Annotated in this window: 20 protein-coding genes and 1 riboswitch; of the genes, 1 reads left to right on the top strand and 19 read right to left on the bottom strand. The window is 46.2% G+C overall.

Annotated features, from left to right (window positions below; all coding sequences use genetic code 11):
* Positions 1-18: 18 nt before the first annotated feature.
* The 19 genes from BLP57_RS13560 to BLP57_RS13470 form a co-directional block, all read right to left on the bottom strand.
* On the bottom strand, positions 19-648 hold the full coding sequence (locus BLP57_RS13560; RefSeq protein ID WP_242872632.1) for a hypothetical protein: 630 nt from the start codon (positions 646-648) through the stop codon (positions 19-21).
* 15 nt (positions 649-663) lie between these two features.
* Positions 664-3,216 carry a DNA gyrase subunit A gene (gene gyrA / locus BLP57_RS13555; RefSeq protein WP_092072417.1) on the bottom strand — a complete coding sequence of 851 codons (2,553 nt, stop codon included), beginning with the start codon at positions 3,214-3,216 and terminating at the stop codon, positions 664-666.
* A gap of 14 nt (positions 3,217-3,230) precedes the next feature.
* On the bottom strand, positions 3,231-5,156 hold the full coding sequence (gene gyrB, locus BLP57_RS13550) for a DNA topoisomerase (ATP-hydrolyzing) subunit B (protein ID WP_015526581.1): 1,926 nt from the start codon (positions 5,154-5,156) through the stop codon (positions 3,231-3,233).
* 484 nt (positions 5,157-5,640) lie between these two features.
* Positions 5,641-6,504 (bottom strand): 16S rRNA (cytidine(1402)-2'-O)-methyltransferase, encoded by an 864-nt coding sequence (gene rsmI, locus BLP57_RS13545; RefSeq protein WP_092072414.1) that lies wholly within the window; start codon positions 6,502-6,504, stop codon positions 5,641-5,643.
* Between the two features lie 883 nt (positions 6,505-7,387).
* On the bottom strand, positions 7,388-8,128 hold the full coding sequence (locus BLP57_RS13540; protein ID WP_059086497.1) for a tRNA1(Val) (adenine(37)-N6)-methyltransferase: 741 nt from the start codon (positions 8,126-8,128) through the stop codon (positions 7,388-7,390).
* Complete coding sequence (locus BLP57_RS13535) at positions 8,118-9,011, bottom strand: PSP1 domain-containing protein (protein WP_015526579.1); 894 nt, start codon at positions 9,009-9,011, stop codon at positions 8,118-8,120. Before BLP57_RS13535 ends, BLP57_RS13540 begins: the two co-directional genes overlap by 11 nt.
* Position 9,012: 1 nt before the next feature.
* Positions 9,013-10,002 (bottom strand): DNA polymerase III subunit delta', encoded by a 990-nt coding sequence (holB, locus tag BLP57_RS13530; protein ID WP_015526578.1) that lies wholly within the window; start codon positions 10,000-10,002, stop codon positions 9,013-9,015.
* Between the two features lie 101 nt (positions 10,003-10,103).
* The gene (locus tag BLP57_RS13525) at positions 10,104-10,691 is read right to left on the bottom strand and encodes a guanylate kinase (protein ID WP_092072411.1); all 588 of its coding nucleotides are present in this window, start codon (positions 10,689-10,691) and stop codon (positions 10,104-10,106) included.
* A gap of 12 nt (positions 10,692-10,703) precedes the next feature.
* Positions 10,704-12,143, bottom strand: coding sequence for an aminotransferase class I/II-fold pyridoxal phosphate-dependent enzyme (locus tag BLP57_RS13520; RefSeq protein WP_092072453.1), 1,440 nt, complete (start codon positions 12,141-12,143; stop codon positions 10,704-10,706).
* A gap of 315 nt (positions 12,144-12,458) precedes the next feature.
* The gene (locus BLP57_RS13515; protein ID WP_022426158.1) at positions 12,459-12,995 is read right to left on the bottom strand and encodes a Uma2 family endonuclease; all 537 of its coding nucleotides are present in this window, start codon (positions 12,993-12,995) and stop codon (positions 12,459-12,461) included.
* Positions 12,996-13,095: 100 nt separating this feature from the next.
* On the bottom strand, positions 13,096-13,785 hold the full coding sequence (locus BLP57_RS13510; protein ID WP_015526575.1) for a response regulator transcription factor: 690 nt from the start codon (positions 13,783-13,785) through the stop codon (positions 13,096-13,098).
* On the bottom strand, positions 13,778-14,935 hold the full coding sequence (locus tag BLP57_RS13505; RefSeq protein WP_059086499.1) for a sensor histidine kinase: 1,158 nt from the start codon (positions 14,933-14,935) through the stop codon (positions 13,778-13,780). The genes BLP57_RS13510 and BLP57_RS13505 overlap by 8 nt, the downstream gene beginning before the upstream one ends.
* Before the next feature lie 163 nt (positions 14,936-15,098).
* Positions 15,099-16,301, bottom strand: a complete 1,203-nt coding sequence (metK, locus tag BLP57_RS13500) for a methionine adenosyltransferase (RefSeq protein ID WP_022427323.1) — start codon at positions 16,299-16,301, stop codon at positions 15,099-15,101.
* Positions 16,302-16,387: 86 nt separating this feature from the next.
* Positions 16,388-16,489, bottom strand: a riboswitch (SAM riboswitch).
* A gap of 188 nt (positions 16,490-16,677) precedes the next feature.
* Positions 16,678-18,258, bottom strand: a complete 1,581-nt coding sequence (locus tag BLP57_RS13495; RefSeq protein WP_092072408.1) for a pilin N-terminal domain-containing protein — start codon at positions 18,256-18,258, stop codon at positions 16,678-16,680.
* Positions 18,248-19,165 carry a class C sortase gene (locus BLP57_RS13490; protein ID WP_092072405.1) on the bottom strand — a complete coding sequence of 306 codons (918 nt, stop codon included), beginning with the start codon at positions 19,163-19,165 and terminating at the stop codon, positions 18,248-18,250. The genes BLP57_RS13495 and BLP57_RS13490 overlap by 11 nt, the downstream gene beginning before the upstream one ends.
* A gap of 3 nt (positions 19,166-19,168) precedes the next feature.
* Positions 19,169-20,029 (bottom strand): class C sortase, encoded by an 861-nt coding sequence (locus BLP57_RS13485; RefSeq protein ID WP_044960868.1) that lies wholly within the window; start codon positions 20,027-20,029, stop codon positions 19,169-19,171.
* 139 nt (positions 20,030-20,168) lie between these two features.
* Positions 20,169-21,029, bottom strand: a complete 861-nt coding sequence (locus tag BLP57_RS13480) for a SpaA isopeptide-forming pilin-related protein (protein WP_092072402.1) — start codon at positions 21,027-21,029, stop codon at positions 20,169-20,171.
* Positions 20,971-21,636 carry a hypothetical protein gene (locus tag BLP57_RS13475; RefSeq protein ID WP_139148851.1) on the bottom strand — a complete coding sequence of 222 codons (666 nt, stop codon included), beginning with the start codon at positions 21,634-21,636 and terminating at the stop codon, positions 20,971-20,973. The genes BLP57_RS13480 and BLP57_RS13475 overlap by 59 nt, the downstream gene beginning before the upstream one ends.
* A 68-nt stretch (positions 21,637-21,704) precedes the next feature.
* Positions 21,705-23,495, bottom strand: a complete 1,791-nt coding sequence (locus BLP57_RS13470; RefSeq protein WP_139148850.1) for a SpaA isopeptide-forming pilin-related protein — start codon at positions 23,493-23,495, stop codon at positions 21,705-21,707.
* A 64-nt stretch (positions 23,496-23,559) separates the two neighbouring features.
* Here BLP57_RS13470 and BLP57_RS13465 point away from each other — a divergent pair.
* Positions 23,560-23,806, top strand: a 247-nt coding sequence (locus tag BLP57_RS13465; protein ID WP_092072393.1) for a transposase, incomplete at its 3' end; no start/stop codon positions are given.

The raw sequence follows: 23,806 nt of genomic DNA, 5'->3' as shown, positions 1-23,806 counted from the left end.
CATCCTCCCGCCTCTGCTTTATCCGTTCAGTTTCCCTGCGATCTTATCCTCGTATCCCGGATTCTTTTTCAGAAAAACCTCATAAGCCTTTGTATAATCTGTATAGGTTTTCGTAGTCATAAATTTCTGATAATCCTTGGCAGCCTGCTGGCTGATCTTATCTGAAATCTCAGAAGGCGCATACAGATAATACTTTTTGTCCTGGACCTTTACAAGATAGGTACTGATACATGGATATTCCTGCTCGTTCTCCAGAACAAGATTATAGCGGATATAAACATAAGAATAATTTTTGTTTTCAGAAATGGAGCCACAGCTGTCGATATTTACATCCTTTACTCCATGGGCCTGAAAATATTTTATCGTGGAGGAAATCTCTGTTTTCGCCTCATCCGATAACTTATCCGCACTGTAACAGCTCTGCATCTTTTTATTCTTGCCTGCTGCTGCCGCTTTGATGTAGCCTTCCACAACCCCCTCCGGAGTTCTGTGGCTGATCTTTCCGCAACCCCTGGCCGCCAGAACGATCACCAGCAGGATCAGAATGATCCCCGCCAGTGTCGCAATGTGGATAAAATTCAGTTTTTTATTAGAGTATTTCAGCTTCTTTACTGATTTTTTTCTGCGTTTTTTCTTTGTCGTCGTCATGACTTATCCTCGACCTTATTCCTCTTCACTGCCTGTGACAGCTTCCTCTGCAGAGCCTTCTTCGTTATCGCCGGTTTCTCCGTCAGCTTTTTCGGTAGTTGTATCTGCTTCCGGATCTTTATCTCTTACCTTGGCGATACTTGCAACGGTTACACCCTCTGTAAGATTGATCATCTTCACACCGGAGGTGATCCTTCCAAGAACAGAGATATCCGCACACTGCAGACGGATAATGATACCCTCTGTAGTGATCATCATGATCTCGTTCTCTTCGTTGACAGCCTTGGCGCCAACAACATTTCCGGTCTTCTCGGTGATCTTGTAGCACTTCACACCCTTACCGCCACGGTTCTGGACAACGAACTCACTCATAGCTGTACGTTTGCCCATTCCGTTCTCGGAAACTACAAGCAGATAATCTCCCTGAGTGTTCAGCTGCATGGCAACAACTTCATCACCGTCAGTAAGATTCATACCTCTTACTCCCATGGACGCACGGCCTGTGCTGCGGACATCCGTTTCCTTAAAGCGGATACACTGTCCGTCCCTGGTCACAAGAATAATATCTTTGTTATTATCAGTAGCCTTAACCTCGATCAGCTCGTCATCATCACGGAGAACGATTGCTGTAAGACCTGTCTTACGGACATTCTCGTAATCCTTGATCGGAGTTTTCTTCACAAGGCCTTTCTTGGTGGCCATCATCAGATAATGACCCTCTTCATATTTACGAAGCGGGATCACAGCTGTGATCTTTTCTCCCGGTGCAAGCTGCAGAAGATTGATGATCGCAGTTCCTCTAGCTGTACGACCGGCCTCCGGGATCTCATATGCCTTCAGTCTGTATACACGTCCTGTATTAGTAAAGAACATGAGATAATGGTGCGTTGTCGTCATCAGAAGCTCTTCGATATAGTCATCCTCAATCGTCTGCATACCCTTGATTCCTCTGCCGCCACGGTTCTGGCTGCGGAAGTTGTCAACGGTCATACGCTTGATATAACCAAGCTTTGTCATTGCGATCACTGTATTTTCTCTCGGGATCAGATCCTCTGTAGAGATATCATATACATCGTATCCGATGGAAGTCTTTCTGTCATCGCCGTATTTCTCTGCAATGGCAAGGATCTCCTCACGGATCACCCGGAGAAGGAGCTTGCGGTCAGCAAGGATTGCCTGGAACTTGCGGATCTTCTCCATAAGCTCTGCATACTCAGCCTCCAGCTTCTCTCTTTCCAGACCTGTCAATGCACGGAGACGCATATCCACGATCGCCTGTGCCTGCACATCTGTCAGCTCAAAACGGTCGATCAGCTCCTGCTTGGCGATCTGTACGTTGCGGGAACCACGGATGATGCGGATCACTTCGTCAATATTATCAAGTGCCTTCAGAAGACCCTCCAAAATATGGGCTCTCTCCTGTGCCTTATTAAGATCATACTGTGTTCTTCTGCGAACTACATTCTCCTGATGCTCCAGATAGTACTCCAGCATCTCTTTCAGGTTCAGAACCTTCGGTTCCATATTTCCATGATTTGGAACAAGAGAAAGCATGATCACACCAAAAGTATCCTGCAGCTGTGTATGCTTGTAGAGCAGATTCAGGATCACGTTGGCATTGGCATCCTTACGAAGATCAATACAGATTCGCATACCCTCACGGCTGGAATGGTCGTTCAGGTCTGTGATCCCGTCGATCTTTTTGTCACGGACAAGCTCTGCGATCTTCTCGATCAGACGTGCCTTGTTTACAAGGTACGGGAGCTCGGTAACCACGATACGGGATTTACCGTTTGGCAAAGTCTCGATATTCGTCACCGCACGGACACGGATCTTGCCACGTCCGGTACGGTAAGCTTCCTCGATCCCTCTCGTTCCGAGGATGGTCGCTCCTGTAGGGAAGTCCGGTCCCTTTACGATCTCAAGAAGCTCCTCCATAGCTGTTTCTCTGTCTTCTTCTACAATGTTATCAATGATCTTAACAACTGCATTGATAGTTTCACGAAGGTTATGCGGCGGAATATTGGTTGCCATACCTACCGCAATACCTGTAGTACCGTTTACCAAAAGGTTCGGAAAACGTGCCGGAAGCACAACCGGCTCACGCTCTGTCTCATCAAAGTTCGGCTGAAAATCAACCGTATCCTTGTTGATGTCAGCAAGCATCTCCATGGATATCTTGCTGAGACGTGCCTCTGTATATCGCATGGCAGCCGCACCGTCACCATCCACGGAACCAAAGTTTCCATGTCCGTCAACCAGCGGATATCTTGTGGACCATTCCTGAGCCATATTGACCAGCGCACCATAGATGGAGCTGTCACCGTGCGGATGATATTTACCCATGGTATCACCGACAATACGCGCACATTTTCTGTGTGGCTTGTCAGGACCATTATTCAGCTCGATCATAGAGTACAGAACTCGGCGCTGTACCGGCTTCAGACCGTCTCTTACATCAGGCAAAGCTCGTGAGGCGATAACACTCATGGCATAGTCGATGTAAGATTCCTTCATCGTTTTTTCCAGATCCACTTCGTGGACTTTGTCAAAAATATTATCTTCCATTCTTCTTTATTCTCCTAGATATCAAGATTCTTAACGAATCTTGCATTTTCTTCGATAAATTCACGTCTTGGCTCTACCTTGTCTCCCATAAGAGTGGTAAATGTCAGATCGATCTCAGATGTGGCAGCTTCGTCCATGGTCACACGGAGAAGGATTCTCTTCTCAGGGTCCATAGTAGTCTCCCAGAGCTGCTCGGCATCCATCTCACCCAGACCTTTATAACGCTGGATCTTATTGTTTCCGTCACGTCCGATCTCGGTAAGGATATTGTTCAGCTCATCATCGTCATATGCATACCATACCTTTTTGTTCTTCTCCACTTTATAGAGAGGAGGCTGCGCCAGGTATACATATCCCTGCTTGATCAGCTCCGGCATGAAACGATACAGGAAGGTCAGAAGCAGTGTTGCGATATGTGCACCGTCAACATCGGCATCGGTCATAATGATGATCTTGTGATAACGAAGCTTGGAAATATCAAAATCCTCATGGATTCCAGTTCCGAAGGCAGTGATCATTGCCTTGATCTCTTTGTTTCCGTAAATTTTATCCAGACGTGCCTTCTCAACATTCAGGATCTTACCACGCAGCGGAAGGATCGCCTGTGTGGCACGGTTTCTCGCTGTCTTGGCAGAACCGCCCGCGGAATCTCCCTCTACGATATAGATCTCACAGTTCTCCGGATTCTTGTCAGAACAGTCTGCAAGCTTTCCCGGAAGCGACATGCTGTCCAGTGCGGATTTTCTTCTTGTAAGGTCACGGGCCTTTCTGGCTGCCTCTCTGGCTCTCTGTGCAAGAACAGATTTCTCAACGGTAGCCTTGGCAACTGCAGGATTCTGCTCCAGGAAAATCTCCAGCTGTTTACTTACAACACTGTCTACCGCACCTCTTGCCTCACTGTTTCCAAGCTTCTGTTTGGTCTGACCCTCAAACTGCGGATTCTCGATCTTAACACTGACGATCGCAGTCAGGCCCTCACGGATATCATCACCGCTTAAGTTCGGCTCACTGTCCTTGAGAAGCTTGTTCTTACGTGCATAATCATTAAATGTATTGGTGATCGCATTACGGAAACCGGTAATGTGTGTACCGCCCTCCGGTGTATTGATATTGTTTACAAAGCCATAGGTGTTCTCTGTATAGGAGTCATTATGCTGCAGCGCAACCTCTACAGACACGCCGTCCTTCTCACCCTCACAGTAAATGATCTCCGGGTAAAGAGCCTCCTTGCTTCTGTTCAGGTAGCTTACAAACTCACGGATACCACCCTCATAGTGGAATACCTTCTCGCGCTCCTGACCCTCTCTCTTATCCTCCAGAACGATACGAAGACCCTTAGTCAGGAAAGCCATCTCACGAAGTCTCTGTTTCAGGATATCATAATCATAAACAGTCTCCTCAAAGATCTCCTTGTCCGGAAGGAAATAAACCTTCGTACCGGAAAGCCCCGGATCACAGTCACCTACCACCTTCAGCGGGTACATAGTTTTGCCACGCTCATATCTCTGTTTGTATTCCTTACCCTCTCGGTAGATGGTAACCTCCAGCCATTCGGAAAGTGCATTTACAACAGATGCACCAACACCGTGAAGACCACCGGAAACCTTATATCCTCCACCGCCGAACTTACCGCCTGCGTGAAGAATGGTAAATACAACCTCAACTGCCGGAATACCAGCCTTATGATTGATACCAACCGGAATACCACGACCATTATCTGTAACTGTAATGGAATTATCCGGATTGATATCTACATGGATCTCTGTACAAAAACCAGCCAGTGCTTCATCGACTGCGTTATCCACGATCTCATATACGAGATGATGAAGTCCACGGCTGGAGGTACTTCCGATATACATTCCAGGCCTCTTACGTACGGCTTCCAGTCCTTCCAGGATCTGGATCTGATCCGCGCCGTATTCTGTATTCTCTGCGCCCATGTCATTCCTCCTGTTCTTGTCGTCCGGACGTGTTTGAAAATTCATTTCTGCAGAACCATAGCAGCTTCAAAAATCATTACATCAAATCCTGAGCAAGATAAACTGATCTTTTAATTTCAGGAAATACTGTATTTTCATTTTGCAGAAAGCAATTCTCAAACCCGCTCCGGAAGTGTCATTTATACCTGTAAAATAAATATTTTTTACATACGAATACAGAGTTTATTATAGCACAAAAAAGCCTGTATTTCCACGCAAAATCATAGGAAATACAGGCAAAAAAGTATCTTATTAAATGCAATCTCAAAATACAGCACAATATGGTCTATACTGCAAGCAAATCATTTCGACAAAATCCGCACAGTACTTTTTATTACCACAAAAAAAAGCCACATACGTTCCCAAAAATCCTTGGTCACAGTATGCAGCTTATTCAATCATCCACGATCACGTTACCTACGATCCGTACCACAATTACACCTGATCATTCAGCAGAATCTTCTCCATCCAGAAGCGCCTTATAAATATCCCGCTTGGAAACACCACGATCCTTGGCAGCAAGCTTCATGGCATCCTTCCTGGAATTCCCCTGCTGCTCATACATCGCCACATGCTCCGCAATGGAAATCTCCTCCCAGGAAGCACGCTTCTCCGCCTCCATCTCACTGCGGCTCCTGCCCTCGATCACAAGAACACACTCACCCAGCGGCTTCTCATCTTTATAAAAATCCATCAGATCATCGATCGTAGTCCGGAATGCCGTCTCATGCTTCTTGGTCAGCTCTCTGCAAAGAGTCATCCGGCGGTTACCAAGCGCCTCTCTGAGCTCACCAAGAGTCCGTACAAGCCTGTGAGGTGCCTCATACAGGATAATAGTCCTGGTTTCACAGGAAAGCTCCTCCAGGATCGTTTTTCGTTCTTTCTTATCCGCCGGAAGAAAAGCCTCGAAAGCAAAACGCCTGGTATGCAGGCCTGACAAAGTCAGAGCAGTGATGCAGGCAGCAGGACCCGGAAGTGAAGTCACTTCAATTCCGGCTTCATAGCACATGGCGGCAAGCTCCTCCCCGGGGTCTGAGATACCCGGAGTACCTGCATCTGTGATCAACGCAATGTTTGTACCCGCCAGCAGCTTTTCCACGAGGACATGGCCCTTATCGATCTTATTGTATTCGTGGTAGCTGGTCATGGGGGTTTTTATATCAAAATGATTCAGAAGTTTTATGCTGTTGCGGGTATCCTCCGCAGCGATTAAGTCCACTTCCCGAAGGGTTCTTAGTACTCGAAGGGTGATGTCTTCGAGGTTTCCTATGGGGGTGGCGCATAAGTATAGTTTTCCGTTTTGTTTCATATTTTCCTCTTTTCTCGCTTGACCGCGGGGAGTTGTTTTCCACTTGGCCGTGGGGGAGTTGTTTCGCTTGACCGCGGGGGATATTCCGCTTGACCGCGGGGGTTTGTTTAAGTTTGGGAACTTTGAAAACCGCAAAGGGGCCGCAAAGCCGCGCCCCCTCTGCACACCCCTTGGGCTTTTTTTAAGTAGTGCAAGGGATTCGTTGTTCTTATTTGTTGACTTGTGTCTGTATGCTTCGGTATTCAGCGCACTACGCTGTGCCGATGTTGTTTTATTTCTTCACTTTCTCTGTGGTTCGCTTCTGGCAAAGTGCCCGTATGCTTCGATATTCAATATGCTACGCTGTGCCGATATTATTTCATTTCTTCACTTTCTCAGTGGTTCACTTCCGGCAAGGTGCCCGTATGCTTCGATATTCAATGTGCTACGCTATGCCGATATTATTTCATTTCTTCACTTTCTCAGTGATTCACTTCTGGCAAGGTGTCTGTATTCTTCGATACTCAGTGCGCTACGCGTTGCGATCTCTCGCTTTGAATCTCAGGCGAGGGGAGGCAGGCTGCTGGTGGTGACGTTAGCGGAGCCCCCGTCAGCGAGGTGAGGATAGCTGCTGCCACCGAGCGCACTGTTTGAGCGAAGCGAGTTTGCGCGAATGGCAGCAAACCGGCGCCGCAGCCGAGCAGGGGGCGCAGCGTGTCACCACCAGCAGCCTGCCTCCCCTCGCCGTCCCTTCACCAACCGAAGTACCACAGCCACCACTACCACTCAGCCATCCAGCGCAGCGCCGATGGCCCAACCCCTCCCGAGCAGCCACCCAATCTCTCACAACCAACCAAACAAACAACCAACCAGGCAGCCACCCTAAGCCACAACATCACAACATTCACACCATCCGATACAACTCCAAAACATCCTCCGTATAAACCCCAGGCCGCTCATAAACCACCAGCGGCCGCTCAACCCGAATCCTGGAATTCCCGCCCTTACAAGCCTCGATCAACACCATATTCGGCTCCTTATCAATAAAAGGATACACCAGCTGCATCCTCTTAGGCTCCAGCTTATACTTCGTCAAAGTCGCCATCAGCTCCACCAACCGAAACGGCCTGTGCACCAGAAAAAACCGCCCCCGGTCCTTCAGGACCCGGGCAGCCTGACAAGCCACATCATCAAACGAACACAAAATCTCATGCCTCGCGATCGCCTTCGGAAGATGCGGATTCGTCAACCCATGCTGCCCGATCATATACGGCGGATTACACGTCACCACATCAAAAGAAGCCGCCCCAAAAATCCCGGCAGCCTCCCTGATATCACCCTCAACGATCCGAACCCTGTCCTCAAGACCATTATACCTCACACTACGGTCAGCCATCTCCGCACACTCATGCTGGATCTCCAGCCCCGTGAAATGCTCCCCATCCGTACGATCCGAAAGCAAGATCGGAATGATCCCCGTACCGGTCCCCATATCCAGCGCAACCTCACCCCTCTTCACCCGGGCAAAGCCAGACAACAGAACCGCATCCATCCCAAAGCAAAACTTCTTCGGATCCTGGATCACAAACAACCCATTCTGAAGATCATCCACACGCTCACCGCAATAAACCAGATCACTTCTCATTCGGCTTCGAATCTCCCTTTTTAACCTCTTTCTCCTCGTGGTCAGCAGAACCACCCTTACCCTTTTTTCTCTTAGGGCGGAACCTCAGATCACGGACCGGAAACTCCTGGATCTCCTTCTCGTCATTCACCTCAACCACGATCTTAACCATCTGCCGGAGAACATTCACACTCTGGACCGTACCCGAAACACCCTGCGGCGTCGTTACCATATCACCGATACCCGGAAGATTCCGGTTCAGCTCCTCATAAGTCTCCTGCTCATTCTTCAGACAGCACATCAGACGACCACAGACACCAGAAATCTTCGTCTGGTTCAGAGAAAGATTCTGCTCCTTCGCCATCTTGATGGAAACCGGCGCAAACTCCGAAAGATACGTATGACAGCAAAGCGTCCTTCCACAGATACCAATACCGCCAAGGATCTTCGTCTCATCACGGACACCGATCTGACGAAGCTCGATCCTGGTCTTAAACACAGACGCCAGATCCTTAACCAGCTGCCGGAAATCAATACGGCCATCCGCTGTAAAATAAAACAGCACCTTGTTATTATCAAAGGTATACTCCGCATCGATCAGCTTCATATCAAGCTCATGCTCACGGATCTTCTTCTTACAGATCTTAAAAGCCTCTTTCTCCTTCTGGCGGTTCTCAGCCTCATGATCCTCGTCCTCCTTCGTTGCAACACGGAGAACCTCCTTCAGCGGATGGACCACCTCGTCCTCCTTCACGCTGCGCGGCTCCAGGACAACACGGCCATACTCCACACCACGGGCAGTCTCCACGATCACATGATCGCCGACCTTCACCTTATAATTCTTAGGATTAAAATAATAAATCTTACCAACATTACGAAATCTGACTCCAACTACCTTTTCCATTCTATTTCTCCCTAATTGTCAGGAACAGGAGCTCCAGGGCAAGTTCGAGATTAACATTGGCACGGAGACGCACCTTCGTCTTCTCCAGTGCCTCAAGGATTTTTTCGATATTCTCATAAGAACGCTCGCTGGCCTGCTCTCTGATAAAATTAATCTCCTGTTTAAAAACCAGGTTGTCAATTTCCCTTGTTGCCTTAAACATCAGAACATCGCGGAACCAGAACTGGAAAATATCCAGATAATCATTGATATTATTCTTATCAGCAGTCAAAGTCTTGATCGCCTCTGTCAGCTCATAAACCTCCATGGAATTGGCATATTTCAAAATCTTCAGGGCATTGGCAGTCATATCTGCAAACTCCTGAGAAGTCGCAGCCTCCTTCGCCTTGCCGATACTGCCCTGCGCATAAGACGCATCGATCTCAGCCTGATAATCCGGCACCTGAAGATGCTCCATCAGATATTCCTTCACAAGACTGTCATCCACCACCTTCAGATCCAGACGCACACATCTGGAACGGATCGTAGGAAGAAGACTGTCGATATTGCTTGTCAGCAGCATGATCACCGCATATTCCGGCGGTTCCTCGATAGTTTTCAAAATGGCATTCTGCGCCTGCACCGTCATCATCTCCGCATCCGGAATGATATAGATCTTATACGGACTGCAGTACGGCTTGATATCCACATCACGCACAACCTGGTCACGCACCTCGTCAATGCTGATGCTTCCAGGCTTCTCATGAGTTACTGTAATGATATCCGGATGATTCTTGCCGATCACCTTCTTACAGGAATCACAAGTCATACACGGTTCAGACTCTCCCGATTCACACTGCAGCGCTGCCGCAAAAGTCCCCGCAAGAAGCTTCTTGCCGGATCCCGGTTCCCCTGTAAAAATATAAGAGTGGGATACCTTCCCTGTCTCTATCGCATTCTTCAAATGCCTGATTATATCGTCATGGCCGATGATGTCATGAAATCCTGCCATAAGAATCACCTCTTTCTGCCTTTTGTGCCCTCCGTTATACCCGGCGGACATCTTTCAACTAATTATAACATAATCTTCTGTATAAAAAAAACTATTTTTCCTTATTGTACAGATTTTATATAATTTACGATCTCCTTCACACATTCATCCAGATTATGATTCTCAAAACGCTTCCATATACCTGCTTTAAGAATATTTTCCTCGGAAAAATCATTCTGGTCTGCAAGAAAACGCCTGCACATCTCCTCGTACTTCGGCACCTCCTGGGTCTTCTCCCTGGCAAGCGCACGCTCCAGACGCTCTCCGTCTTCCACCTCTATATAAACCGGCCACATCACTTCATTGCCGTAATACTCCCGGAGCCTCACAAAAGACTCCAGTGTACCGATCCCCAGATAGCTGTCATTACCCACAGACACCTGCCCGTCATCCGCAGTAAAATATGTCCACGGCCCGTAAACTGTCTGATAAGTACGCGCCTCGATCAGCTTCCCGTTTCTTCGGAACTCCTTCAGTTTATTCTCATCTGCAAAAAAATATTCTCTTCCGTTCTCCTCTCCATCCCGGATCGGACGGGTAGTATAGATCACAAGCCGCTTAAGCCCCAGCTCCTGATTCCCCTCCAGCTGTCTGTAAATACTGTCCTTACCGGAAGAGCTTTTTCCCATAATGTAAAAAATCTTTCCCATATGTCTCCTCTGTTACATCTCATTTCTCACAACGCACACCGTCTCACTGGTCTGGTCGCTCAGACCCTGGACCTCAAAGCCCTGTTCCAGGTATCTTCTCACATTTTTTACGAAATGTCCAGAAATCTGTTCCCCCGGAACGATCAGCGGGATCCCCGGCGGATAAAGATACGCAAACTCCCCGGACGTACGTCCGATACACTCATCCAGCGGACACCGCTCACTCTCCGCATCCATAGCCTGGGAGATCCGCATAATCTGCTTCATTTTTCCGTTTTTCAAAGGCTCCTTCTCCACAGCCTCTTCTCTGTATTTTAACGATTCACGGCGGTCGATCTCTTCAATAGCATCACAAAGCCTCTCAAAACCCTCCGCCGTATCACCCACAGCCGCCAGCGCCAGCACATAATTCTCCGCCTCCATCTCCATTTCCAGATGAAACTCTCTCCGGAGGATCTTGTGCAGCTCCCGGCCGTTCAGCGAACTGTTCACAGTAGAAAGCAATATCTTGGATCTGTCAAAATCAAAAACTCTCTGGCACTCACAGGCCTGCGGCGTTACCAGCCGGATATACTTACACTCGGAAAGACGCCTGCGTGCTTTTTCCAGATTCTCCGTAAACACACGGAACATCTCATCCCCCTCACGCTCCAGCTTATCCATGCACGCATCAATGCTGCCCATAAGAATATAAGAAGGACTGCTGCTCTGATAGATTCCCAGAAAACGCTTCAGTTTTTCCCGGCTCACACGATCACTGCACAGGTGGATCACCCCCGTCTGGGTCAGACAGGGCAGCGTCTTATGCACACTGTTGATCACCACATCCGCACCAAGCTGCGCCGCAGACACCGGAAAATAATCCGAAAACCGAAAATGCGCCCCGTGAGCCTCATCCACGATCAGCGGCACACCATAGCGATGCGCGATCTCCGCGATCCTAGCCACATCCGACACGATGCCGTCATAAGTCGGTGAAGTGATCAGCACCGCCTGGATCTCCGGATTTTCCGCCAGATACATTTCCACACGACCGGGTGAAATCCCTCCGTTTATCCCCAATTTCGGATCTTCATGTGGATAAATATACGTGGCACTCAGCTCCCGCAGATAAATCGCATGGTAAACCGCCTTATGGCAGTTCCTTGCCACCAGGATCTGTCCCCCCTTATCCACAGCCGCAGACACCGCCGCCAGGATCGCCCCGGAGCTTCCATTAATACTGTAAAAACTCTCCGGCACACCATAAAGCCGTGCGACATCCTCCTGCGCCCTTTTCAAAATATCCTCAGCATGATGCAGGTTATCAAACCCGTCAATCTCCGTAATATCCCTCTCCACCGGAAAATCCCCCTCCACAGCCAGCGGATTCCTCTTATGCCCCGGCATATGAAACGGATAAAAATCACTCTTACCGTACGCTTCCAGTTTCTTGTATAATCTGTCTTCCATAGTTCGTCCTTTCAAAAAATCCACCTCTGTTACTTTCCCCATATCAATATCATAGTTAGTTTCATTATACCTGAAACGAATTTTTCTGTCACTGACGATTATCCATATTTCAGATTTTTGCATCTAAGTCAGATGTATACCGTGGTAAATTTTCGCAGTAAACAGGTTGACAAAATATCATCTCGCACATATAATAATTTCAGAATCAAAAAACACTTTGTGTTTTTGTAAGGACGGCGTTGCGACGGCGTTCTATTTTTTTTTGCCCAAAAACAAGGAGGGGCTATCACCAGACGATATTCCCCTCCATTTTTATCACATCTCAGCAAAATCGATCCTCAGCTCCTCATAGATTCCCACCTTGATCGAATCCTGAAATGTATACTGCTCCGTATCCTCATTTTCAAAATCATACACCATTACCAGCTTCTTCACAGGATCCACGATCCAGTACTCTCTCACACCGGCAGTCCTGTATTTAAACAGCTTGGTATAATAATCCATACGCCTGCTCGCCGGAGAAACGATCTCGATGATCCAGTCCGGAGCCCCCTTACATCCCCTGTCATCCAGCTTATCCGGATCACAGATAACAGAAACATCCGGTTCCACATAAGTATTCGTCTTCTCATCCAGATACACCGCAAACGGTGCGGCAAACACCTCACATTTGCCCTTGTTAGAATCTATATAGTTACCTATCTTTCTGGACAAAATACTTGAAATCCTCTGATGCATCGTATTCGGCGGCGCCATATAATAAATATGTCCATCGATCAGTTCCGCTCTTTCACCCTCCGGCAAAGCATAAATATCCTCTATCGTATAAATTCTTTCCCTCAACAGCGGCATATCTCCACTCCTCTCAAAAGCACCCGGCAGATCATACACCATCATTCCGATCTGCACTCATACACCTGCAGCAGCTCCATCCGAAGCCTTCCCCACAGGCTCACACCTTAAACCGGTACCCCACACCCCAGATCGTCTCAATATACTGAGGCTTGGCCGTATTAAACTCGATCTTTTCACGGATCTTCTTGATATGCACCGTAACCGTAGCGATATCACCCACAGACTCCATATCCCAGATCTCCCGGAAAAGCTCCTCCTTTGTAAAAACCCTGTTCGGATTCTCAGCCAAAAAAGTCAAAAGATCAAACTCCTTGGTAGTAAACGTCGTCTCCTCACCATTGACCCACACACGCCTGGCCGTCTTATCGATCTTAATACCGCGGATCTCGATCACATCATTCTTATGCACATTAGAACCAACCAGCCGGTTATAACGCTCCATATGCGCCTTCACACGTGCAACCAGCTCACTTGGGCTGAACGGCTTGGTCATATAATCATCCGCACCAAGACCCAGTCCGCGGATCTTATCGATATCATCCTTCTTGGCAGAAACCATAATGATCGGCGTATTCTTCTCCTCACGGACCTGCCTGCAGATATCAAAGCCATCCACCTCCGGAAGCATCAGATCCAGGATGATCAGATCAAACTCCTCCTTCATGGCACGTACAAGCCCCGTATCACCACGGTTCTCGATCTCCACCTCAAAACCCGAAAGCTCCAGATAATCCTTCTCCAGATCCGCGATCGCTTCCTCATCCTCTATGATCAAAATCCTACTCATTCATCGGTACCTCCTGATATTTTCTGAGAACAAAATACATGATCGTTCCGATCCCCAGCCGGCTTGTGGCCCAGACCTTTCCACCATGATCCTCCATGATCTTCTTTACGATGGAAAGTCCGATACCGCTTCCTCCCTTGGAAGAATTCCTGGAAACATCGGTACGGTAAAAACGGTCAAAAATATACGGCAGATCCTTGGCGGCAATCCCCTTGCCGTTATCCTCGATCTCCACCTGGATAAAATCACCCACATCCTTCACCCGAAGCTGGATGATCCCCCTTGGCTTCTCCATATACTTAATGGCATTACTCACGATATTATGGATCACACGGCGGATCTGCTCACCATCCGCAATAACCTGCACACCCTTCTCCACATAATTGGCATACACAAGCTCGATCCCCCTGGTCTCCATCTCAAGCCCAAGCTCCTCCGCACAATCCGAAAAATAATCCTCCACATTCAGCTTGCTGAACGTATACGGAATACGGTTGGTATCGATCTTGGAATAAAAGGTCAGCTCATTGATCAGATGATCCATCTCATTGGTCTTATTATAAATGGTACGCACATACCGGTCCATCTTCTCCGGCGTATCCGCCACACCATCCATGATCCCCTCCACATAACCCTTCACCGCAGTGATCGGCGTCTTCAGATCATGGGAAATATTGCTGATCAGCTCCTTATTCTCCTTATCCATCAGGATCTTCTCTTCCGTGGACTCCTTCAGACGCTTACGCATCTCCTCAAAATCCTGGCAAAGCTGGGAAAATTCATCATTCCCCTCAACCTCCAGCACAAAATCCAGATTCCCCTCCTTGATGTTCTTGGTAGCCTTCTTAAGCTTCACCAGCGGAACCGCAATACTCCTGTAGATCCACAGCCCCACGGACAAAGCAGTAAAAACAAGGATGATCGTTGCGGTCAGGATCATATCCTTGGCCATCAGCTTCACCTGGCTGCTGGAAGACTGCGGCAGCGAAATATCATAGACCATCTGGCTGGAATCCGAAGCCTGGCTGCTGCTCTCCTGCACATGCTTCGCCTGCGTCTGGCTGAACCCGTACAGACTTGCGGAAAAAAGAAGCAGCGGCAGCAGGATGATCGCAACGAAGCCCACAATAATACGTGTTTTTAACTTCATCTGTATCTCCGTCCTTTATAAATTCACACATTCACATACACGTATTATAACATAAACTATATTCCCTATCTCTAAATTTTCTATAAAAAACCCCATCTCACCATGCAAGAAGCCCCCGGTACTGGCACTACCGGGGGCTTCACTCTTTGTTCTTCTGAAACGATTATTCGTAGCTGTTGCAAAGATACTTCTTCAGAGTCTCAACCTTGTCCAGATGCTCCCATGGAAGATCAACATCTGTACGGCCGAAATGACCATAAGCAGCAGTCTGCTTGTAGATCGGACGGCGAAGGTCAAGCATCTTGATGATACCAGCCGGACGAAGATCAAAATTCTCACGAACGATCTCAACAAGCTTAGTCTCAGAAAGCTTACCTGTTCCGAAGGTATTCACACTGACAGAAGTCGGATGCGCAACACCGATCGCATAGGAAAGCTGGATCTCACACTTGTCAGCAAGACCGGCTGCAACAATGTTCTTTGCAACATAACGTGCAGCATAAGCAGCAGAACGGTCAACCTTTGTGCAGTCCTTACCGGAGAAAGCACCGCCGCCGTGACGTCCTGTTCCGCCGTAGGTATCAACGATGATCTTACGACCTGTCAGACCACTGTCACCGTGAGGTCCACCGATAACAAAACGACCTGTCGGATTGATGAAATACTTCGTATCCGCATCAACCATATCAGCCGGAATGATCGCATCAAAAACATACTTCTTAATATCCTCATGGATCTGCTCCTGAGTAACATCCGGATCATGCTGTGTAGAGCATACAACAGCATCGATTCTCTTCGGCTTGCCGGCCTCATCATACTCAACAGTAACCTGAGTCTTTCCATCCGGTCTTAAATATTTCAGAGTGCCGTCCTTACGAACCTTTGTCAGCTGCTGAGCAAGCTTGTGAGCCATGTTGATGGCATATGGCATATACTCCTCAGTCTCATTGGAAGCATAACCAAACTGAAGACCCTGGTCACCGGCACCGATGGAATCCAGCTCGTCCTCATTCATATCGTCCTCTTTCTGCTCAAGAGCCTTGTCAACACCCATAGCGATATCTGTGGACTGCTTGTCAAGTGATGTGATAACCGCACAGGTATCTGCGTCAAAGCCATAATCCGCATTGTCATATCCGATCTCACGGATAGTATCGCGAACGATCTTCTGGATATCAACATTAGCCTTGGTTGTGATCTCGCCCATAACAAGTACAAGACCTGTTGTAGTAGCAGTCTCACATGCAACACGGCTCATCGGATCCTGTGCCATCATAGCATCAAGGATCGCATCGGAAATAGAGTCGCAGACCTTGTCAGGATGACCCTCAGTTACAGATTCAGATGTAAATAAAATTTTCTCCATGATCTTCTCCTTTTGTAATAAAACAATGGTTATATACATAAAAAACAGCCCGTACAATCCGGACTGTTTAAGTTCTGTAAACAATCCTCTTATTGTTCGATTGCTCGCTCAGGTTGGCACCTTCCTGGATTCTCCGGGGTTGCCGTGGCTTCACAGATCCTTTGTATCTCCACCACTCTGAATAAAAGGCTATCTTTTATGAAATTTGCTGCAACACATACAATATACTTATCATACCAAAATGTCAAGAGCAATTTTCGAGAAAAAATATCACCCGCTGCTTTTTCATCCCCAATACGTAAATATTCCAAAAAAAGAACCGGGCATCCACATCGCCCGGTTCTTCCATCGATCATCCTTCAAAATGATCCGTTATTTATTTTTTCTTCTTTCTCTTAACTCCATAAGCTGCACCACCGCCAACAATGATCGCTGCTGCAAGGATTCCAACCCATACGCCGATCGGTGTATCATCGCCGGTCTTTACAGAACGTCTTGCTGTACCACTGGTATCGTTCGGAGCAGTTCCGCCCGCTGTACCATTATTCGGGATCGGAGTGATCCGATCATTTCCACCATGATTTGCTCCAGGTGTAGCAGTCGGAATCGGTGTCGGCTCGGAAGAAAGACTGTTGGTGATCTCCTTTGTTACAGTATATCGGTTATCATTATTCAGTGTAACCTCACCCTGACCGGTAACTGTATACTTAAAGGTATCATCATCAACCGGATTTCCATCCTTATCCGTCTCCAGAACAGTATACGTAACACTGTTGATCTCCTGATCCTTTGGAAGATCCAACATTACCTGAACACTATCATTCTGTTTCAGAGTCACTACCTTCTCAAGCGTCAGCTCACCGTTACTCTCAGTGGAGAACACACCTGCATAGAACGTATCATCCACAGTAGAAGCAACACCATCGATCATCACATTCTTCTTAATGTTGATAAATCCGTTACGGCTGAATATATCGGAAATCTTTGTATAATAGTTATTTACATAAGCCGCAGCCTCAGTAACACCACTATCTCCACCGATCACAACCTGATTGGACTTCTCTTCACTCTCACCATTCGGCTTCGTTACATTGTAGTAGTAAAGATTCTCATCATCCACCTCGATCTTCGTATTCTGCTGAAGAGGCGTTCCATCCTCATCCAGCTCAAATACATAATAGGTGCCATCTGGAACATCCGTCCATGTAGCCGTACCACTGGAAGCATTCTGGATATGGATTTTCTGCATTTCTCCGTAAGGGGCATTTCCATCCGGATCAAGGTAAAGCCCAACATTATAAGTTACATCCTCTTTCGTTTCCAGAGGAATCACATTGTCGTTCTCATCAACATTATAGATTCTCTTCGTAACCTGGATCTGTGTATGCTTCTGCGGATTACTTACAGACTTCGGATAAGCCTGTACATCGTACATCCAGCCCTGCTCCTGATCTGCAAAAGGAACGGAGATCAGCATCGGTGAAACCATAACACTGCTGTTTCCATCTGTCTGCACCACCAGGTACATACCCTCAGCCAGATCAGCGAAAGTCATATTTCCCTCTGCATCAGAGGACTTGGACATACCCCACACATCCACGCTTCCGCTGACGATCATAGCCGCCAGCTTCTCTGCCGCTTCATACCAGCCGTCAGCCGTCGTGATGGAATCAAAATCGATTGCTGCGGCAGCCAGTGCCTCATCCAGCACGAAATGCACATTGCCATCAAAATTCACACTGCCAACCTTGTAGATTGTCAGCCCTACATTCGGCAACGGAGTCTGGTTTCCCTCCTCATCCGCCTGCTGAACTGTCAACGTCAGATTACCCATTGTTCCAGCTACATAATCCCCGGCGAAAACCGGCTGCAAAACACTCGTGACCAGCATAGCCGTCAGCATCAGAACAGCCAGAAGGCTCCGGAATATTTTCCCTTGCTTTCTTCTATTTTTCATCGCTCTCTGCCTCCTCTTTCCTTTCTGAAAGCTGCTTCTTTTTCCGTTTTTTGTCCCTATGACGGACGATCAGATAAATCAGCAGGATCAGAACAACAAGCACTGCAGCGCCGCCGGCCAGAACCCTCTTCGGATCCACAACAGCAAGCTTCTGCGGTATCGTTTCGTCATTCTTTGTATCTTCCACCACATATTTCGTCCGCACTCCCCGGACAAGAAGCCTGTGGGTGTTAACTCCATAAGGGGTACACGTGATCAGAGTCACATGATCTTCACCCTCGATAATATCCAGGTCACTGGTCTCATCCGGAAGCACCGTCTTGATCTGATCCACCTTGTAGGCCAGATGCTTGCCAAGAATGTGCAGGATAAAAATATCTCCCTTTTCCATCTGATCCAGATCTGTAAAAAGCTTTGCGTTAGGAAGACCTCGATGCGCCGCCAGAACCGCATGGGTGCTCTTGCCTCCGATAGGAAGGCTGGTACCCTCCACATGACCGACACCCTTTTCCAGAACCGTTTTGCTCAGTCCGTGATAGATCGCCAGTCTGGCTTTGATCTTCGGGATCTCGATACTCCCCATCAGACCATCACCGTTCGGATCCAGAACCCTGTCATAAGGATGACTCAGCTCATAAGTATCCTCTTCCTCAAAAGCATCTACAATGGCATTCACCGGATGCTCGGCATTATACTCCTTCGCCTCTTTCCACAGCCTGTCATAGTCGTTGTCCGAAAGCTCCGTTACCGCTTCCTCGTACTTACTGACCAACTGGGCATTTCGATACTGGTTCCACATATCACTGATCGTAGGATAAAGGAACACACCCGCCCCCGCCAGAAACACCAGGGCAATAATGATGTTCAGGACAACATTACTCTTTTTCTTTCTTTTCTTTTTAGCCATAAACTATTTCCTGCGTCGTTTTTTGTTCTGAGCAGAATTGATACCGGCAACCAGGATCACCGCGATCACAATTCCGATCACAACACAGAGAGCAAGCATCGGAAGCGTCGGATTGGTGATTCCGGTAACCTTCTTCTCTGTTTTCTGAACCGCCTTCGCAGCCTTCATCGGAACTCTGTGTCCCCTCACCAGAAGTCTGTGCGTATTCACCGCATAAGGCGTACACGTAACCAGCGTTACATAATCATCCCCATCCGTGATACCCAGAGACTCTGTCTGCTCCGGAAGAACGGTAAGAATCTGATCCACCTCGTAGGCAAGCGTCTTACCCAGCACATGCAGGTAAAAAACATCTCCCTCTTCCACAAGATTCAGATCTGTAAAAAGTTTCGCACTTGGAAGTCCTCTGTGTGCCGACAAAATACAATGGGTACTCTTGCCGCCAACCGGAAGACTGCTGCCAAACAAATGACCGGCACCCTTCTCCAGAGACTCATCTGTCGTGTAATGATAGATTGGAATGCTCACATCGATCACAGGAATCTCCACATACCCCATCATTCCATCACCATTCAGGTTCAGAAGAGACTCATATGTACTGTCCGTCTGTCCATCCCTCACGGAAAAAGCATCCGGCACACTTTCCTGCTTGATCTGTTCATTATACTCCTGCGCTGCCTTCCACATGCTGTCAATCTTCTCCGAATTATCATCCGAAGAAACACTGCTGCTATAATTACTGATCAGCAGGCTGTCCCTATACCGGTTCCAGGCATCACTGACCATTGGATACAGCAGTATGGACAACCCTATCAGAAACAGCAAACCAAGTCCAATATAATTTTTCTTCTTATTCTTTCTCATAGGTTTCTCCATACTGTTGTATTACCATTCCGGCCCCCGAAGGGGCCGGGCGGTAAAAGATTTACTACTTTATTTTAATACTTGCTTTGTCGTTGCTTATAAATAATTTTTGAATTGAATCGATCCGGCAATCAAACGATTACTCCTCAGATCCTTTTCTGCGGCTGATGAAGAAAGCACCAGCAGCGCCAGCCATAACTACAACACCGATGATAGTGAAGAGGTATGTTCCCATGCCACCTGTGGATGGAAGGGAGTTGAGTTTTGTATCGCTCATAGAAGTATTTCCTGGCACAATATCATCTTCAGATTTTGCTTTTTCTATGCCTGTCCGCAGAGCAATCGTTCCAAATACATCATTAGTATTAATACTATATCCACTTGGCGCTGTAACCTCTTTAAATTTATAAGTTCCAAGATCTAAGCCATAGATGGTTGCAGTTCCATTAGCATCAGTCGTAATTTCTGTTGCATCTGCTTCATTAGTTGTCCAACCTGCTAATTTATTATTATTAAATTTAGCATATCTTTTGACTGTTACATTACCTTCAGTTTCTTCTTTGTAAACCTTAAATCCGGCACCTTCAAGAGGCTCGTTGCTCTCACCTGTTTTGTTTATACTGATACGACCTGTGAAAAGCTCTTCTGTTTTAGAACCATAATTTGGTTTGCTCCAATTTTTTCCATCTCCTGCTACAACTGTATTTCCTACTTTAGTGTCTGTAACAGTAGCTCCATAAGTAATAGTAATTGTCTTATTTGCATTAACATTAGTAGTCACAAATTCACTCAAATCCAATTCAAAAGAACTACCATCTTTACTTACACTTACATATCTCTCATAAGAAGTGTCACCAATTTTTACTGCTACCTTTAACTCATTCTTATGCGCACCCTCTGTTTCTACATTGTAGCTAGCACCTTCAATTGTATCCTTAATTTTATAAAATCTCTCCTGAGTACTCGGAAGATACGGAACTGTTCCTGTCCTGACGTCCAATTTCTACAACTTTATCAGAATCATCTGATGTTTTTTCAATTTTAGTAGGTGTTTTCTTTGCTTCAATCTCTTTATCTTCTAACTTGCTCGGAGCACCTGTTGTAATATTATACTCTCCAAATGCAATATATGCAGCCATTGCACTGTATGCATATCCATCTTCTGTACCTTTGATTGCATACACACCAGCACTCGTTACTGTAATCGGTGCAGCTGCTGCTTTTGTTGCAGTATCCATGATACTGGAATCGCCCAGAACTGCTTCTAATGCATTTTCAATCTGCGAAGTCGTTGCTTTCGGTACCTTACCTTCATATTTTGTATTAGCACTCTCTAATACAATCATTTTCTTGATAATAGTCTGATCATCCTGCTCAGTAAAAGCTGTTTTATATTTTGCTTCGATAGCAGGTGTTGCAAATGCCCATCCTGTCTCTTTCTGAGTATCAGGTACTATAACCTGTAAATAATCAAATCTAGCATTCGTTCCTGCATTCTTAATTCTAATTTCTGCAGTAGATCCCTCTGCAAATACCGCTGTGCACATAGACAGTACCATAATCGCTGCCACTAATAATGCACCAATCTTTTTAAATAAATTTTTCATAAGGTTTGCTCCTTTCTTTCTCTGCATTTTTCTTTTTCGCCCTTCATCGGCCATTTACAATTAATGTGTTACGATCTCTTTGCTTCTTCCTCCCTTCGTTTATTATTTATAAACAACAGGAGTGCAGTTGCAAGAATCGCTACACCACTGATTGTAAATCCATATGTTCCCGGTCCACCGGATTCTGGTAAGGAATATACCTTCGCGTTTTCGAGCTGGTAGATTGCCGGTTCACTTCCACTCTTACTAGCAATAGCACTTCCGTTACTGTCTTGAACTGTTACTGTTCCGCCACTTCCAACTATAATTCTCCATGGCTCTGTCGGACAGGTATAACCGGTTGCCGCTTCTGTTTCATATAACAGATAATTACCAACTGGAAGATTCTTCATTTCGATTTTTCCATTATTTCCGGAAACGATTCCTTCATATCCCTCAACAGGATTCTTAGAAACCTTGCCCCAGTTTCCATCTGCTTCATATAACGCAAATTTAGCACCTTTTATAGTTATACTATGATCTGCCTTATCAACTTTTTCAAGTTCTACATTTGCTACAGATATCTCATTGGTAAACTCAGCTACTCCAATTTGTCCGTTTGTTGTATCCGCATTTCCATTTTTCAGAACTTCTGTACTATGTGTGTCTGTTCCGATTGTAAATTTAATTTCATTACTGTTTGTAACTTCAGATTTACAATTTGTCGCCACACCAACAGTTGCGGATTTCAGAGTGTAGCTTGAATTTGATACCTCAGAGACAGTGTATTCACCTCTTGCTAACTTCGTCAATGCAGGCATATCTGTATTAATCTGTGCATCTGCATTTTTCTCAAGTGCAAATGTTATTGTTGCCTCAGCTCGACCCGCTTCAATTCTAGCCGTCGCTGTTGCGATCTTGTCTTTACCTTTCTTAACATCAAAGGTAAACGTTACAGCCTCTTTTGCTATAGATTCCAGTTCCTTGGTAATCTGAATCTGTCCGGCGATAATGTGAATAGTATAAACTCCATATTCCCGTTCCTTATTATCCTGGGAATTATGAGCTTTCAATGTACCATCACCATTTCCAGAAATCTTTTCATTAGTATTATTTTTATTTTCGTCTGTAACTTCTTTTAACCCGTCGTTTTCATAAGTTACCTTCAGATAATACGTTTTAGAATCTGGCTCAGGTTTAACTTTCGCCATATTTTCTTTCGAGATTTCTGTTGTACAGTTCTCATCTTCATACCATTTTAATTCAAACTCATCTGGATTAATTGGTTTTCCATCAGCTCCTATTGTATAGGTTACTAAGTTTTCTGTGCCATCTAACTGTTTTACACGTCCCTGCGGTGCATTTTTATTAAACAACGCATTTATAATGTCTTCAGTCGTCGGGACAGTATCACCATAGAAAATAGTTGTTTCTTTATTGTTAACAAACAAATCCGATTTTACATTAACCTTTGGCTGTGGTAAAACGGCTTCTCCGTATCCTGTAGTAATCTTGGAATCCGGTGAAACATTGGTAGGAACATTGTTGCCACCGATGTATTCGTCTTTGGCTCTTACGGTAATGGTTCTACTCCATGTACCTTTTTCAGCATTTGGAATAGTTTGATTCGTCCATTTTACAACTTGGTTTCCGGTACTTTCATCTACGGAAACCACTCCACCATCTCCTAAATTTATTGAACCTCCGGCATTTTTTATCATTTCATTGGTTACGGACTCGCCATCTTTCACGATTACAAATCGCGGATCAATCACATCCTTAATTTCAGCACCAGCAATATCAATATTCTGAGTAATCGTCTGCTGAATTTTTTCAAATATAACTTTCAGCTCATTGATGTTAGAATATAAATAGTACAAAATAAACATGACCATTTTCAATAAATATTATATGATAGTCATAGATCAAGAGAGGAGAATGGTTATGGCAAGAGGTACAAGGTATTCACAAGAGTTTAAGGAAGATGCAGTAAGATATCGGTTGGAGCATCCTGAGATTGCGCTTCGTAAGTGTGCTGAAAATCTTGGAATTAGTGAATCAGCACTAAAGACTTGGATGAAATCAGCAAAGGAACATGAAGGAACTGTTCCTACTCGTGGTTCAGGCAATTACGCAAGTGATGAAGCAAAAGAAATCGCACGTCTGCAACGAGAATTACGCGATACAAAGG

Source organism: Blautia sp. SF-50, assembly GCF_900101315.1.
Lineage (GTDB): Bacteria > Bacillota > Clostridia > Lachnospirales > Lachnospiraceae > Blautia_A > Blautia_A fusiformis.
This window is presented reverse-complemented; position numbering and strand designations above follow the sequence as displayed.